This is a genomic window from Streptomyces sp. Je 1-332 (genome assembly GCF_040730185.1).
Classification (GTDB): Bacteria; Actinomycetota; Actinomycetes; order Streptomycetales; family Streptomycetaceae; genus Streptomyces.
Map to the genome: position 1 here is coordinate 549,548 of NZ_CP160402.1, position 14,172 is coordinate 563,719.

Here is a 14,172-nt window from a genome sequence, read left to right on the forward strand (position 1 = left end):
GGGGCTAGACCAGAGGCGGAGGGGTCTCGGTCAGACGGCCCGCGCACTCCAGGAGCAGTGCGTGGACGAACGCCTGCGGAAGGTTGCCGCGCATCTGCCGCTGGATGATGTCGTACTCCTCGGAGAACAGTCCGGGTGGCCCGCACGCCGCGCGGTTCCGTTCGAAGTAGCGCAGGGCGCGCGCCGTATGACCCTGCTGATGCTCGGCCAACGCCATCATGAAGCCGCACAGCAGGAACGCGCCCTCCGCCTCCCCCAGGGGCCGCTGGTCCTGGCGGAAGCGGTAGACGTACTCGTCGAGCGCCAGTTCCTGCCGTACGGCACGCAGGGTGGCGATCGTGCGGGGGTCGGAGCCGGGCAGTGCGCCCCGGACCGGGGGCAGCAGAAGGGCCGCGTCGACGCCGGGCTCGTCCGGAGCCCGCTGCCAGTAACCGTCGGCGTGCAGGCTGGTGCGTGCCGTCTCGGCGAGAAGCGCGTCGGCGAGCGAGGTGAAGCGTGTGACGTCCCTCCTCGCTCCCGGCAGCGCGGCCACCGCACGCAGCCCGGCGACGCAGGCGAGCCGGGAGTGGGTCCAGCGCCGGTCGTCGATCTCCCAGATGCCGGCCTCGGGCTCGTTCCACAACTGTTCGATGGCGGCGACGGCGGTGTGCACGGCGCGCCAGCCGACGCCGTCGAGCCGGTCGCACTGGCCTGCGGCGGCGAAGAGTTGCAGGGCCTCGCCGAACACGTCGAGCTGGAACTGCTGGTTCACCCAGTTGCCGACCTTGTCCGTTCCTCCCGGGTACCCGGGCAGGTCCAGGGTCCGCTCGGAGGGCACCGGGCCGCCGGTGACCGTGTAGGCAGGTTTCAGCCGCGGCCCGTCCTGGAGGACCTTGGCCGCGACGAAACCGACCGCGGTATCGAGTAGGCCGGTGGCGCCGACGCGTGCCGCGGCGATACCCGCGTAGCACTGGTCGCGGACCCAGGCGTAGCGGTAGTCGTAGTTGCGGCCCGCGCCCGCGCGTTCCGGCAGGCACATCGTGGCGGCCGCGACCATCCCACCGGCGCTGCTGGTGAGGCCGCGCAGGACGGCGAGGGCATGGTGCGCATCGCGCGTCGCGATGGTCTCCGCGGGCTGCGGACAAGCCCGCGCCCAGGCCTCCTCGGTGCCGGCCCACGCGGTGTCGGGGTCCACCGCTTCGTCGGGCAGCGTGTGGGGCGAGAGTTCCAGTACGAGGTCGTGGTGTCCGCCGGGAGGAACGGTCAGGTCGAAGGCGAGCACCTCGCCCCTGCCGTTCTCGGAGCGGGTTGTCCGCGCCGCTTCCGCGCCGGTCCAGCGCCAGCGCAGCGCCCCGGTCCGGCCCGTCCACACACCGTTGTGCTGGCGGACGTGGCGGCTGCGGTCGTCGCCGAACGCGCCGCGCGGTTCGAGCAACACCCGTACGCGCGCGGGGCAGTCCGTGGCCAGGATCCGACGCAGCAGGACCACCCGGTCCGCGTCGCCGGGAAAGGCGAGGGCTTCGCGGCACTCGACGGGACCGGCGCCGGTGATGAAGCGGCTGTGCCAGATCAGGCTTCCCGTTTCGTAGAAGCCGCCCCATACATGCCGGGTTTCGAGCGGCGTGACGGCGTACGTTCCTCCGCCGCCGACAAGTGTCGAGAAGACGGCGTCGGAGTCCCAGTGCGGCGCGCACATCCAGGCGATGTCACCGTGCGGGCCGATCAGAGCGCCTCGTTCGCCGTCGGCCAGCAAGGCGTACTCCCGCAACACGTGCGGAGGGAACTCGGGGCCGGGGTCGATCGTTTCCGGCGTCGGCATGCCGTGGCGTCCTCTCCATCGGTGTCGGGGGCGGTGGTTGCGGACTCAGGAGTGTCGGTCGTCCTTCTCCCCCGCCGCGCCGGGACCGCTGTCGGACCGGCGCCCGGGCAGCATCTCCTGCACCTTGGCCTTGAGTCCCTGCCGGACCATGCCGAGGCGGTCGCTGTCGCCCTTGACGATCGCCGACGCGGCGGCTTCGATCTGGTCGAGCTCCGCGTGCGGGGGGATCGGCGGTACCGCGGGGTCGGTGCGGAAGTCGATGACGAACGGCCGGTCGGCGCCGAGTGCGCGGTGCCACGCCGCCTCCACGTCCCCGGGCTTCTCCACCCGTACGCCGTCGAGGCCGATGGACTTGGCGAAGTCGGCGTAGGGCACGTCGGGGAGTGCCTGCGAGGGCAGGAACTGCGGGGCCCCGGACATCGCCCGCATCTCCCAGGTGACCTGGTTGAGGTCCTGGTTGTTGAGTACGGCGACGATCAGCCGCGGGTCCTGCCACTCCCGCCAGTACTTGGCGACCGTGACGAGTTCGGCAAGACCGTTCATCTGCATGGCACCATCGCCCACGATCGCGATGGCGGGCCGCCCGGGGTGGGCGAACTTGGCACCGATCACGTACGGAACGCCGGGTCCCATGGTGGCGAGGGTGCCGGACAGGGAGCCGCGCATCGTCCCCCGCATGCGCAGGTGCCGGGCGTACCAGTTCGCGGCGGAGCCGGAGTCGGCGGCGAGGATCACGTCGTTCGGCAGCAGGGCGTCGAGTGCGTGCACGACGTACTCGGGGTTGATGGGATCGGCCTCCACGGCAGCGCGCCGCTCCATGACCTTCCACCAGCGCGCCGTGTCCTTCTCGATCTTCTTCCGCCAGGAGCCGTGCCTCTTCTTCTTCAGCTGCGGCAGCAGGGCCTTGAGTGTCTCCTTCGCGTCGCCCACCAGGTTGACCTCGAAGGGGTACCGCAGCCCGATCATGTGCGGATCGATGTCGATCTGGACCGCTCGGGCCTGGTCGAGATCAGGCATGAACTGGGTGTACGGGAAGCTGGAACCGATGACGAGCAGCGTGTCGCAGCCCTGCATGAGTTCGTACGAGGGGCGGGTGCCCAGGAGACCGATCGCCCCGGTGACATACGGCAGATCGTCCGGCAGCGCGTCCTTCCCCAACAGCGCCTTGGCGACGCCGGCGCCCAGCGTCTCGGCGACCACCTCGACCTCGGCGCGGGCACCACGTGCGCCCTGGCCGATGAGCACGGCGACTTTCTCTCCCGCGTTCAGTACCTCGGCGGCCCTGGTGATCTCGTCCGCCGCGGGAACGGGTGCGTACCGGGCAAGGCCCAGGCTGGAGGGCACCATCTTGAACGCGTGCGTCGGCGGTGAGTACTCCAGCTCCTGGACATCGGCGGGGATGATGACCGCCGTCACCGTACGGCGGGCGTAAGCGGTGCGCATGGCCCTGTCGATGACGTTGGGGAGCTGCTCGGGGACCGTCACCATTTCGCAGAAGTCGGAGGCGACGTCCTTGTAGAGGCTCAGCAGGTCGACTTCCTGCTGGTAGGAGCCGCCCATGGCGGTGCGGTTGGTCTGCCCGACGATCGCGACCACCGGAACGTGGTCGAGTTTCGCGTCGTAGAGGCCGTTCAGGAGGTGGATCGCGCCCGGCCCCGATGTCGCCGCGCACACGCCGACCTTGCCGGAGAACTTCGCGTACCCGACCGCCTGGAAAGCGGCCATCTCCTCGTGCCGTGCCTGAATGAACCGCGGCTTGTCGTCCGCGCGCCCCCAGGCCGCGAGCAGACCGTTGATGCCGTCTCCGGCGTAGGCGAAGACATGCTCGACATCCCACTCACGCAGTCGTCGCAGGACGTAGTCCGAGACTTTCGTGGACACGGGGTGGCCTTCCTGTCGGCGGACGCGGGCGCGGGCATGCGCGGGCGCGGGTCGTGCGCGGGGCTGTATCGCCCTACAACCTCACAGCAGCAGTACGAGGGCGTAGACGAGGAAGAACGCCGCCATCAGCGCCACGAGGACGCCGATCAGTGCCAGGGGGCCCTTCGCCCACCCCTTCGTGGGGTTGTGGGTCTCCCGGGGCCCCGCTCCCGACATGCTGCCCTCGCCGGGTGGCGTCTCTCCCGGCGGCACGCTCCCGCCGGGTGCTGGTCCTGGGGTCTCGCGGGGGTCCGGGTCCGGGTGCGGGTCCGGGTTCTGGGAAGGGGTCATGTGATCCAAGTTGCCACGTCGTGGCCGGGTCCGCCGTCCGACCACGACGGGCCACGGCCCGCGCATCGAGACCGGGGCGAGCTTTCGAGGAGCCCTGCGGCCTGCCATGGCCGAACCTGGGAGGAGGCCTGTGAGTGCTTCGCGCAAGGAGGTTCCATGCCCGACCCCACCGCCCCCGCCACCACCGGCGCCTCCGCCGCCGGCAAGGTCGCGATCATCACCGGCGCGGATTCCGGCATCGGCAGGGCCACGGCCGTCCGGATGGCCGTGGCCGGAATGGATGTCGGGATCACATGGCACGGCGATCAAGAAGGCGCCGAGCGCACGGCTGAGGAGGTGCGGCAGCACGGCCGCCGCGCTGCCGTCGCCCGGATGGACCTGAGCCGGCTTCCCGATGCCGCGCGTGTGATCGACGACCTCGCCGGACAGCTCGGCCGGATCGACGTACTGGTCAACAACGCCGGGACCGGCACGGCGACCCCCTTCCTCGACCTGGCTCACGAGGACGTCCAGCACGTCCTCGACGTCGACCTCGTCGGACCTTTTCTCTGCGGCCAGCGCGCCGCGCGCCGCATGATCCAGCAGGGCGACGGCGGCCGGATCGTCAACGTGACCTCCGTGCACGAACACCAGCCCCGGGTGGGCGCCGCACCGTACTGCGCCGCCAAGGGTGGGCTCGGGCTGCTGACTCAGGTGATGGCCCTGGAGCTGGCCGAGCACGGCATCACCGTCAATTCCGTCGCGCCCGGTGAGATCGCCACCCCGATGACCGGGCAGGAGGACGTCGACGTCCACAGCCGGCACCGCCCCGGCATTCCCCTCGGCCGACCCGGTGACGCCCGTGAGATCGCCGCCGTCATCGCGTTCCTCGCAGGGCCCGACGCCTCGTACGTGACCGGCGCGTCCTGGGTGGCCGACGGTGGCATGGTGCGCATGGGGCCGCAGGCCGGCTCCCATCTCCGGAGCGACGAGTGGCGGCGGCCCTGAGCGTGACGGACGCGAGGCAGCGACCCCGAGCGTGATGCGAGGCGGCATTTCTGAGCTTCCTGAGGCCGTTCGCGTCACGCGGGGAGGTGGCGCGCTACCCCCTGCGGTATAAGGGAAATCGCGCCTACCTGCGCGCCGCGATGCCGTACAGCGACGCGTTTTCGTATATCAGTCGGCGGTTGGGGTACCGGTGCTGCCTGGAGCAGGGATCGTCGAAGAGGGCCGACCCGCACGTGCGGCGGTCGGCGTCCGGAAACGGAGCAGCAGGTGACGCGGAACGCGGAAAGGCCCAGTCCTGAGCGACACCCGACTTTCGACCGACCAGGTTCAGTGACAGGTTCGGTGACAGAGCTTCCGCCCGACCTCAATCAAGCCATTCTGGAGGCGACCAAGCAGGTCGCCGCCGTCCTCAAGAAACACAGGCACGACTTCGCCCTCGCCGGCAGCGTCGCCGTATACGCGCACGGCGGGACCACCAACCTCCAGCACGACGCCGACTTCTGCATCAAACCCGAGGACGCCGAGGCGGTCTCGGCCACCCTCCAGGAAGCCGGCCTGACGGTGTACGCGCCGCCCGAGGACTGGCTGCTCAAGGCGAAGTGTCTGGGGCAGGACATCGACCTCATCTTCGAGCTGGCCCATCAGCCCGTCACCGCGGAGCTGCTGGGGCGGGCGGTGGACCTGCCGGTGGACTCGGTGCTCATGCCGGTCCTTTCGCCGACGGACCTGATGCGGGCGCTGCTGTCCGCCTTCTCCGAGCATCACTGCGACTTCGGCGCCGTGCTGCCCATCGCGCGGCAACTGCGCGAAATGGTCGACTGGCACACCGTGCGCCAGGCGTGCGGGGACGCGCCGATGCCCGCCGCCTTCCTGTACCTGCTGGAACGCCTGGAAGTCATCGCACCGGACGGAGGAGACCGATGACCGACTCTGCCAATGTCGAGTACCGCATCGCTCATCTGCAGGAGCGGCTCGCCGCGGGAGAACTCGGCGAACTGGGCATCCGCGTCGCGATCCGCGGAAACTCCGTGACGGTCGTCGGAACGGCTCCCACGACGCAGTGTCGCGAGGAGCTGGTGCGCACCGTGAACGAGGAACTGGCCGGTATGACCGTCCACTTCGACATCGCGGTGGCCGACTCGTCGGCCCCGGACCACCCGGAGGAACTGGCATGATCCGCGTCGCAGCCGTGGGGGACATTCACATGGGTCTGGACAGCCAGGGCCTGCTCCGGCCCGCGTTCGAGACCCTTCCCGACTGTGCCGACCTGCTGCTTCTGGCAGGGGACCTCACCCGCCACGGCACGCCGGAAGAAGCGAGGGTGGTCGCCCGGGAGGTGAGCGATCTGCCGGTGCCGGTCGTCGCCGTGCTCGGTAACCACGACCACCACGACGAGCGGCCCGACGAGGTCACCGCCATCCTTCGCGACGCGGGTGTGCGGGTGCTCGAGGGTCAGGGCACCGTCGTCGAGGTGGAGGGGAGGCGCGTGGGTATCGCGGGCACCAAGGGGTTCGGCGGCGGGTTCGTCGGCCGGTGCGGCAGCGAGTTCGGCGAACCTCTGATGAAGGAGCTCATCCGGTACACGCGCCGCTGTGCCGAGGGTCTGCGGGCCTCACTGCACGAACTGGCCGGGCAGGGATGCGACACCCGGGTAGCGCTCACGCACTTCGCGCCGGTGCCGGACACCCTGGCGGGAGAGCCGCTGGAGATCTATCCGTTCCTCGGCAGCTATCTGCTGGCGGAGGCCGTGGACGAGGCCGGCGCGGACCTGGCCGTCCACGGCCACGCCCACGCGGGCACCGAACACGGTATGACCAGTGGCGGCGTGCCGGTCCGCAATGTCGCCCAGCCGGTCATCCGCAAGGCGTTCAACGTCTACCACCTGCCGGACCGCACCCACGGGGAGCCCGCTACGGCCGCCTCTTCCGCCGACGGACGGGCATGACGACCCGGGCGTGACGACCCGGGCGTGACGGTCGCCGGGCGCCGCCCTGCTGCTTCTCGTCGCCCTCCTACTTCGCGGACGGCACGACGGCCACGGGGCACTCCGCGGTGTGCAGCGCCTCGCCGCTGACGGAGCCGAGCATGAGCCTTCGCAGGCCCTTGCGCCCATGGGAACCGACCACCAGCAGGCCGGCACGCCGTGACGCCTCGGCCAGCACCGTCGCGGGGCGCACGCGCTCGACGTGCACCTCGACCGTGACGTCCGGGTACCGGCTGAGGCGCTTGGTGGCCTCTTCCGCCAGCGCCTTGCGAGCCTTTTTGTCCAGAGCCTGGAAGTCGGGAGCCACCATGCCGGGTCCCGCGGGCATCTGGCTCATGTGGAAGGCGCCGTGCACCATCCGAAGTTTGGCGCCTCGCAGATGGGCCTCGGCGAAGGCGAGATCCAGGGCCTCCCCCGCCACATCGTGTACGTCCACCCCCACCACGACCGGGTTGTCCCTGACGGGACCTGGGCCGGGGCGCACGACGACCACGGGGCAGCGAGCGTGCGTGGCCACCTGCCAGCTCACCGAGCCCAGGGGCAGGCGGGTGAATCCGCCACTGCCGCGGTGCCCGACCACCAGCCATGACGCCTCGGCGGAACGCTCCACCAGGGTGGCCGCGGGCTTTCCCACGACCGCCTCCGCCGTCACCACCACCTCCGGGAACTCCGCCTCGACGAGCTCCACCATCGGCGCCACCACCGCCGAGAGCGACTGCTCCACCGGATCCGTCCGCTCTCCGCGTTCTTCCGCGGACCCGGCCGGGAGAGATCCCGTGGCGACGTGCAGGAGGTGCAGCGGGCTGCCGTGCAAGGCCGCGTGCCGCGCCGCGTATCGCACGACGGCGCCTTGGTCGCTCCCTTGCTCGACCCCCACCAGGACGAGTCGCTTCGCCGCGTCGTCGTGGTTGACCATCACTTCTCCTTGCCGATCGGTTCCGGCGAGCCTGGGCTGCCCGGACGTCCGCCGGTCGCCCCCAAGTACCCCGCATACCCGATTTCAACCAGCAGATGCAGATATGCGCAGCACATCAGCCCCGACAGACAGGGGCAAACGGGGCGTGCTCCCCGCCACCCACCGGCGGCCGCTCGGCGCTACGTCTTGCCGGGGCCTCCGCCCCCGAAGGAACCGCTCGAGCCCGGCGACCAGCGTCGCCGCTTCTGGTTCTCGCTTCGCTTCGTCCCCGAAGCGTGCAGGTTCTCAGGACGCAGCCGCTCGCTCTCGTCCTGGGCGTGCGGGACCTCGTCCGGCTCGCGCATCTCCCGGATCTCATGCACCGGGCCGGAATCGGGCAGCTTCGGCTGCTCCTCCGGCCGCGGCGGCCTCGGCTCCCGCCTGCGCACCCTGTTTCCCAGCCAGAAGGCCCAGAGCAACGCGCCGACGAGGACGAGACCGCCGACGAAGGCGGCAATCACCCCGAGGGCCGCGCCGGAGACAGCGAGGACATGCAATTCGCCGCTAGCCGTAACCATGACTTCCGATTACCCGCATATCAGCACTGAAAACTCCTTAAATACCTAAAAGTGCCCCTTTTAGCCGGGTGCGAATGGGTGATACCTAGGTGCGGCTAGGGTGATCCCGCGATGGCGCCACACACGCTCAGGAGGGGCAGAAGTGCGGGCTGAACCCCTGCCGATACGCGTGCCGGTCGGATACGACTCCGACCGCTGGGCCAGCCGCGCGACGCAACGCCGGGTTCTGCTCGTGATCCACAACGCCACCTCCGCCGGTCGCCTGCTGGACGTGCTGCCGCTGTTCCATGACGACTTCCGCGTCCAGCTGCTCGTCACCGCCACACATTCCTCCGCCTTCCAGGACGGAATCGACGAGCTCTTCTCCGACTTGGGCTTCCCCGTGCTCCCCTGGGAACAAGCTCTGGCCACACCGGTGGATCTCGCCATCTCCGCAAGTTTTGGTGGTCAACTCACCTCTATTCAGGGCAAGTTGTCCATTCTCTCGCATGGGGTGGGATATACTAAGAAACTAACCCAGCCGGGAGCCGGGAGCCGGGAGCCGGGAGCCGGGAGCCGGGAGCCGGGAGCCGGGAGCCGGGAGCCGGGAGCCGGGAGCCGGGAGCCAGGAGCCAGGAGCCGACGTTCGGCCTTTCGCCGGAATGGCTCCTGGCAGACGGCAAACCGTTCATGGACGGCCTCGTGCTGTCGCATCCGGAACAGGTGGAGCGCTTGGGTCGTGTCTGTCCCGAGGCCGTGGACATCTCCGTGCTCGCCGGAGACCCTTGCTTCGACCGTATGCTCGCCGCGCGCCCGTACCGCGATCGCTTCCGCCGCGGCCTCGGCATGCGACGAGGCCAACGGCTCGTCGTACTGAACTCCACCTGGAACCCCGAGGGTTTCTTCGGCAGTGGAGGCGGTCATGACCTCTTGCCGAGTCTTCTGCCACGGCTCGCCGCGGAGTTGCCGGCTGATGACTACCGTCTCGCTGTCGTGCTGCACCCGAACATCTGGTACGGACACGGCCCCGGGCAGATCCGCGCCTGGCTGGACCAGGCCCGCCGCAGCGGACTGACCCTGATCGACCCCGCCCAGGCGTGGCGGCAGGCGCTGCTGGCCGCTGACGTCGTGCTCGGCGACTTCGGCGCGGCGACCTATTACGCGTCCGCTCTGGGAACCCCCGTGCTGATGGCAGCCACCGGGCAGGACAGGCTGGACCCTGACACACCGCTCGCCGCGTTCGTCCGCGACGCACCGCGACTCGACCCGCACGGCCCTTTGCGCCGCCAAGTGGAGAAACTGCTCGCAGACCATCAACCAGCCGCGGATCCAGCCGAGTTCGTCACCTCCGTACCCGGCAGCTCGGCTGCCCTCCTGCGGCGCCATTTCTACGCGTTGATGGATCTTCCCGAGCCCGCCACCCCCGCTCTGCTGGAACCGCTGCCCCTGACTCCCCATGATCCGCCGCGGCTGACCGCACCCCTGCGCGTGCTCACACGCGTCCGTCGCACCGACATCGCCATCGCCAGATCCACCGAGCAGCCCTACGAGGCTGACGGCGACGTACACCTCGCGGTGCACGAGGACACCCGGGACCCCGGCCTTCTGGAACTGGCCGACGTGATCGTGCGCGAGGGGGCCGCCGACGACCCGCGTCTGGGTGGTCCGGAGGCGTGGACCGCCGAGATTCTGGGCCGGCACGCGCACTGCGCGGTCGCCGCGTACGTGAGCGGCCCGCACGAGTGCACTCTCCGCAGCCGGCAGCACGGCCTGCTCCGGTTGTCCGCGGGCCCGGGGGCGGACCTCGATCCGGCGGCGTACGCCTCTTCGCTGTACGCGTGGCTGGCGGACGGCGGCCGAGTGCCACCCGCCGGCGTCACGCTGGCGGTGCATGCGGCAGACGGCGTACACCCGGTGGTCGTGGAACCCGCTAAGGACGACGGCTAAGGACGAGCCTCGCAACGCAGCCGCAACCCATCCAGATACCGCAGGTGCGGAGCAGCCGTCGGGCCCAGCAGCCCCTCGGCCTCGGTGATCCTCGCCAGAGCTTCGGTGTCCTCGCCCGCGTCATGGAGGGCCTCGGCAAGGTCGGTCAGGGCACGTGCCTGGTTGTAGCTCTCTCCCTGCTCTTTGAAGAAGTTGGTGGCGGCCTCCAGAAGGTGCCGTGACTCCTCCAGCCGCCCCATCCCCCGCAGTGCGCGCCCTTGGTGACGCCCGGTCAGGGCGAGAGCGCGTGCCACGTCCTGCGCCCCCTCTTGGCCGGGAGCGATCCTCCGGTAGATGTGCTCAGCCTCGACGAACCGCTCATGGGCTGTCGCGTAACGCCACCGGTAGAGGTTCAGGAGACCCAACAGCTCGACGGACGACGCCTCGCCCCGCACATGGCCCGCAGCGCGCTCACTCTCGGCGGCGGCGTGCGCCGCCTGCTCGGCCTCCTCCCATCGCCCGAGTTCGCCCAGACAGTGCCCGAGTTGAAAGTGCAGCCCCGCCGCCGTACGCGAGCGGGGCTGATGCTCGTCGGCGCACCGGGCCGCGACCCGCAACGCGGGCAGCACCTCGTCCCAGTGGCCGGCCTTCAGCTGGAGTGGCCACAGGGCGCGAGCCAGCCGCAGCGCGGTCGTGATGTGCTGGTACTCCACCGCCACGCTCACCGCGCGGACCAGATTTCCCACCTCCGCTGCCAGCACTGTCACGCCCTGCGCTTCGTCGCGGTAGGCGTCCCCGTCCGCCGGCACGGGCTCGGTACGCCAGCTCTGCGGCAGCGCGGCGTGGGCCGCGCGCAGAGCGCGGTTCAGGAGGGTGTCGAGTGTGCGCTCCACTGCGGCGGAGCATTCGGGAATCCCGTGCCGTGGCCCCGCGGCGTCAGCCAGAATGCGCCGCACCTCGGGGCGGAAGCGGTAGCGGTCGTCGGCCACGAAATCCAGCAGTTGGCCTTCTGCCACCTCGCCGAGCATGCGTGCCGCCTCTTCAGGCGTGACGTCGGCAGCCGCCGCGGCGAGGTGGGCGTCGATGGCGGGCCAGCCACCCAGCGCCGTCAGGCGGAGCAGCCGCGCCGTGTCCGGCCCGAGGCCGTCGCAGGCGTTCTGGACGGCACCGCGCACGGGATCGCCCGCCGGTGCGTCGTCCCCCGGCTCCGGGGCGGCGTCTTCCGACAGCAGACGCATCGCCTCTGCCTTCAGCGCGAAGGCGTTGCCCGCGCAGTGCTCCAGTAGCCCGGGTATCCGCGCCTTGACCCGTGCGACGTTGTCCTGTCCAGCGACTTTCTTCACCATCTGCGTCGCGTACCGGTCGGTGAGGGGAGCGACCTGGACGCGCTCGGCCTCCAACGCGAAGGGACGGCCGGAGACGACCACCAACAGGAAGACGTCCGGAGTGCCCGGTATCAGGCTCCGGACCTGGGCCGCTGACGTGGCGTGGTCGACGATCAACAAGGCCTGGCGTCCCGCGGTGAGTTGGCGGTAGAGCTGTTCGCGGGCCGAGGCCGTGGGCGGCATCTGCTCCGGCGCGACACCCATCTGTCGGAGCAGGCGCAGCAGGACATGGGCGGGTTCGGGGTCGTGTTCCGCTGCGGCGTCACGCAGGTCGACGTAGAACTGCCCGTCGGGGAAGTGTGCATAGAGAGTGGAGCCCAAGTGCAGTGCCACGGCGGTGGTGCCGATTCCCGGCGGCCCGTGCAGCAACGCGACGCGTGGCCGCCCTGCCGCGGGGCGGGTCGCCTCCCGCTTGAGCTGCTTCAACGCTTTCTGCCGGTTGGTGAAGTCCCTTGCCGCGGGCGGCAGTCCACTGGTGGCAGCCAGTGTCATGGCCGACGGCGGGAGGCTGCGAGCGAGGAGCGCCCACTCACCCGCCTGTTGCGGGTCTCGGCTCAGCCGCACGTGCATCTGCCCGGCCAGTGTCCGCCACTCTTCGGGGCTGGCCGGCCGTGGTGTCTCCCGGCCCATGGTCCTTCTCGCCAACGCACCGGTGGACAGGAGGAGTTGCTTGCCCATCTCTCCTGCGGCGCCGTTACCCGCTGCCGTGAGAAAAGCAGTCAACGCACTCAGCGCCACGATCTCCAGCACTACGGCCCCTCCCCCGGGTCACGATCCGATCTTGTCGGACTGTATCGCCGTATCCGCCGGGCAGGTCAGTCGAAGTACGATTCGAGGGTGCCGCGGCGCCGCACATCGAGTGTGGCGCAGTGGAACGAGCCGCCGAAGGGCGCGTAGTGCAGCAGATCGCACGGGATCGGCTCGAATCCCCAACTCTCCAGCGCACGCAGCGTTTCGGTGTGGTGCCTCTCGGCGATCACCCGCTTCTCGTCGATCATGAGCACGTTCATGTTGAGCCATTTGCCGCACATCGAGGTCATCTTGAGCAGGCGCTCGTCGAGCGGGTCGGGCTCGGGGGCGACCAGGACGTCCCATGAGTTCAGTACGTCGGGCAGGCGGTCGACGTCGATGTATTCGGGGTTGACCAGAACCTTTCCGGGTGCGAGCAAGAGGAACGTCGTGTCGATGTGCATCGGCGTCCGGCAGCTGCTCTCGATCTCGTGGATGCGGTATCCACGTCCGAGGTGACGGCGCAGCCAGTCGATGCCCATCTGGTTGGTCACATTGCTCCGCGTCACGAACAGGTCGCGTCCCGCGCGGACGAAATCCGCCGCGTCGAAGACCGGCTCGAACTCGGTGAGGATGTAGCGCATGGGGTCGCCGGCCTTGGGCGCGCTGTAACCCGCATCGAACAGTTCGTCCGTGAGCTGCGGCCTCGGCGCAGCCGTCCAGCGCGCGCCGCGCCGGAAGTAGTCCTTGAGGAGCGTGCGGTACGAGTGCGTCTCGAAGTACCGGCATGGCCAGGCCATCGGGGTCTCGATGATCTCGTCGCCGATCACGATCATGCTGTCACGCGGACAGGTGTTGCAGAATCCGCGCGACGACCAGTCCGGTGTGCCGAAGCGCTGCCTGTGGTCGACCTCGTCCGGGCGGGTGACCGTGACGCCGAGGGACTGCAGGAGAGCGATGAACTGATCGAGTTCCTGCTGCGCCGGCTCGATCAGCATGTTCGGATACTCGAAGCCGCCGGCGAGGCCCTGCAGTCGCGCCGCCCATGGCGGGATGTTGCAGGCCACGACCGGGTGGCTGGAGGGGATCGTGGCGCCCTCCAGCCGCCCGACGACGACCTCCTCCAGCGGGTCCCACTCGTTGTGTGAACCGACCGGTGAGACAAGGGGTTCCCCGGTGTCGCCCGTGGCGGCCGCCGACGTCGGGGCCGCCATCACACGTGCCCTGCCGCAGCCCACGCACGGGCTTGCTTCTCTGTCATCACCGTCAGCATGCCGACCCTCCGCCTTGCCACCATGCTCAATCGCCTTCGATCAGGGGAATCGGCAACCGCCCGCGTGCGTGCCGTTGCCTCGTCCAGGATGGTGCGCCCAGAAGCAAAGTGCAGGGCTCCTTAGCCCGAATGCCCCCGCCCGGGAAGAGCATGCCGACGGTTCTGAGACCTCAGCGAGCCTGGGCCAGTTCCCAGCTCGTAGCCGCCACATCGAGGCCCGTTCGCACCCCGTCGACGACTTCCTGGGGATTCTCGGGGAGGTTGATGCCCCCTTCACCACTGGATTCGTCCGCACTGGCGGGGCCGGCCACGGCAAGGGCAGCCGCGGCAACGGTCAGGGCAACGACGACGCGCTTTGTGTTCCTCATGCCCACCTGAACGATCATTCGGCGCCGAGGATACGGAAATGCCCGTCCGTCGGGTCTTC

13 protein-coding genes are annotated in these 14,172 nt (G+C 69.8%); 5 read left to right on the forward strand and 8 right to left on the reverse strand.

Annotation, left to right across the window (positions count from 1 at the left end):
• Positions 1–4: 4 nt before the first annotated feature.
• The 3 genes from ABXJ52_RS02580 to ABXJ52_RS02590 all read right to left on the reverse strand — a co-directional run bounded on the left by ABXJ52_RS02580 (position 5) and on the right by ABXJ52_RS02590 (position 4,009).
• On the reverse strand, positions 5–1,798 hold the full coding sequence (locus ABXJ52_RS02580) for a glycoside hydrolase family 15 protein (RefSeq protein ID WP_367038891.1): 1,794 nt from the start codon (positions 1,796–1,798) through the stop codon (positions 5–7).
• Between the two features lie 45 nt (positions 1,799–1,843).
• Positions 1,844–3,679, reverse strand: a complete 1,836-nt coding sequence (locus ABXJ52_RS02585; RefSeq protein ID WP_367038892.1) for a thiamine pyrophosphate-requiring protein — start codon at positions 3,677–3,679, stop codon at positions 1,844–1,846.
• An 81-nt stretch (positions 3,680–3,760) separates the two neighbouring features.
• Positions 3,761–4,009, reverse strand: coding sequence for a DUF6480 family protein (locus ABXJ52_RS02590; RefSeq protein ID WP_367038893.1), 249 nt, complete (start codon positions 4,007–4,009; stop codon positions 3,761–3,763).
• 156 nt (positions 4,010–4,165) lie between these two features.
• On the opposite strand from ABXJ52_RS02590, the gene ABXJ52_RS02595 reads away from it, so the two are divergent.
• From ABXJ52_RS02595 to ABXJ52_RS02610, 4 genes are all read left to right on the forward strand, one after another.
• Positions 4,166–4,996, forward strand: a complete 831-nt coding sequence (locus ABXJ52_RS02595; protein ID WP_367038894.1) for an SDR family oxidoreductase — start codon at positions 4,166–4,168, stop codon at positions 4,994–4,996.
• Between the two features lie 267 nt (positions 4,997–5,263).
• Positions 5,264–5,920 (forward strand): hypothetical protein, encoded by a 657-nt coding sequence (locus tag ABXJ52_RS02600; RefSeq protein WP_367038895.1) that lies wholly within the window; start codon positions 5,264–5,266, stop codon positions 5,918–5,920.
• Positions 5,917–6,171, forward strand: coding sequence for a hypothetical protein (locus ABXJ52_RS02605; protein WP_367038896.1), 255 nt, complete (start codon positions 5,917–5,919; stop codon positions 6,169–6,171). Before ABXJ52_RS02600 ends, ABXJ52_RS02605 begins: the two co-directional genes overlap by 4 nt.
• A complete protein-coding gene (locus ABXJ52_RS02610) occupies positions 6,168–6,941 on the forward strand; it encodes a metallophosphoesterase (RefSeq protein ID WP_367038897.1) in 774 nt (257 codons plus the stop codon). The genes ABXJ52_RS02605 and ABXJ52_RS02610 overlap by 4 nt, the downstream gene beginning before the upstream one ends.
• Before the next feature lie 67 nt (positions 6,942–7,008).
• On the opposite strand, the gene ABXJ52_RS02615 is transcribed toward ABXJ52_RS02610, so the two are convergent.
• Positions 7,009–7,896 carry a universal stress protein gene (locus ABXJ52_RS02615; protein WP_367038898.1) on the reverse strand — a complete coding sequence of 296 codons (888 nt, stop codon included), beginning with the start codon at positions 7,894–7,896 and terminating at the stop codon, positions 7,009–7,011.
• A 179-nt stretch (positions 7,897–8,075) separates the two neighbouring features.
• Positions 8,076–8,453: a DUF6479 family protein gene (locus tag ABXJ52_RS02620; RefSeq protein ID WP_367038899.1), complete on the reverse strand. Its 378-nt coding sequence runs from the start codon at positions 8,451–8,453 to the stop codon at positions 8,076–8,078.
• A 681-nt stretch (positions 8,454–9,134) separates the two neighbouring features.
• Here ABXJ52_RS02620 and ABXJ52_RS02625 point away from each other — a divergent pair.
• Entirely contained in the window at positions 9,135–10,379 is a 1,245-nt protein-coding gene (locus tag ABXJ52_RS02625) for a hypothetical protein (protein WP_367038900.1), read from the forward strand.
• Here ABXJ52_RS02625 and ABXJ52_RS02630 read toward each other — a convergent pair.
• The 3 genes from ABXJ52_RS02630 to ABXJ52_RS02640 all read right to left on the reverse strand — a co-directional run bounded on the left by ABXJ52_RS02630 (position 10,376) and on the right by ABXJ52_RS02640 (position 14,113).
• On the reverse strand, positions 10,376–12,421 hold the full coding sequence (locus ABXJ52_RS02630; RefSeq protein ID WP_367038901.1) for an ATP-binding protein: 2,046 nt from the start codon (positions 12,419–12,421) through the stop codon (positions 10,376–10,378). The genes ABXJ52_RS02625 and ABXJ52_RS02630 overlap by 4 nt on opposite strands.
• A 137-nt stretch (positions 12,422–12,558) precedes the next feature.
• A complete protein-coding gene (locus ABXJ52_RS02635; protein WP_367038902.1) occupies positions 12,559–13,686 on the reverse strand; it encodes an amidinotransferase in 1,128 nt (375 codons plus the stop codon).
• Positions 13,687–13,915: 229 nt separating this feature from the next.
• Positions 13,916–14,113 (reverse strand): hypothetical protein, encoded by a 198-nt coding sequence (locus tag ABXJ52_RS02640; protein ID WP_367038903.1) that lies wholly within the window; start codon positions 14,111–14,113, stop codon positions 13,916–13,918.
• Between the last annotated feature and the right edge of the window lie 59 nt (positions 14,114–14,172).

Bases quoted from the DNA above. Each gene is read 5' to 3' on its own strand.
- ABXJ52_RS02605 (WP_367038896.1), top strand. From the start codon at position 5,917: ATGACCGACTCTGCCAATGTCGAGTACCGCATCGCTCATCTGCAGGAG.
- ABXJ52_RS02630 (WP_367038901.1), bottom strand. From the start codon at position 12,421: ATGGGCAAGCAACTCCTCCTGTCCACCGGTGCGTTGGCGAGAAGGACC.
- ABXJ52_RS02620 (WP_367038899.1), bottom strand. From the start codon at position 8,453: ATGGTTACGGCTAGCGGCGAATTGCATGTCCTCGCTGTCTCCGGCGCG.
- ABXJ52_RS02590 (WP_367038893.1), bottom strand. From the start codon at position 4,009: ATGACCCCTTCCCAGAACCCGGACCCGCACCCGGACCCGGACCCCCGC.
- ABXJ52_RS02640 (WP_367038903.1), bottom strand. From the start codon at position 14,113: ATGAGGAACACAAAGCGCGTCGTCGTTGCCCTGACCGTTGCCGCGGCT.
- ABXJ52_RS02580 (WP_367038891.1), bottom strand. From the start codon at position 1,798: ATGCCGACGCCGGAAACGATCGACCCCGGCCCCGAGTTCCCTCCGCAC.
- ABXJ52_RS02635 (WP_367038902.1), bottom strand. From the start codon at position 13,686: ATGGCGGCCCCGACGTCGGCGGCCGCCACGGGCGACACCGGGGAACCC.
- ABXJ52_RS02615 (WP_367038898.1), bottom strand. From the start codon at position 7,896: ATGGTCAACCACGACGACGCGGCGAAGCGACTCGTCCTGGTGGGGGTC.
- ABXJ52_RS02595 (WP_367038894.1), top strand. From the start codon at position 4,166: ATGCCCGACCCCACCGCCCCCGCCACCACCGGCGCCTCCGCCGCCGGC.
- ABXJ52_RS02610 (WP_367038897.1), top strand. From the start codon at position 6,168: ATGATCCGCGTCGCAGCCGTGGGGGACATTCACATGGGTCTGGACAGC.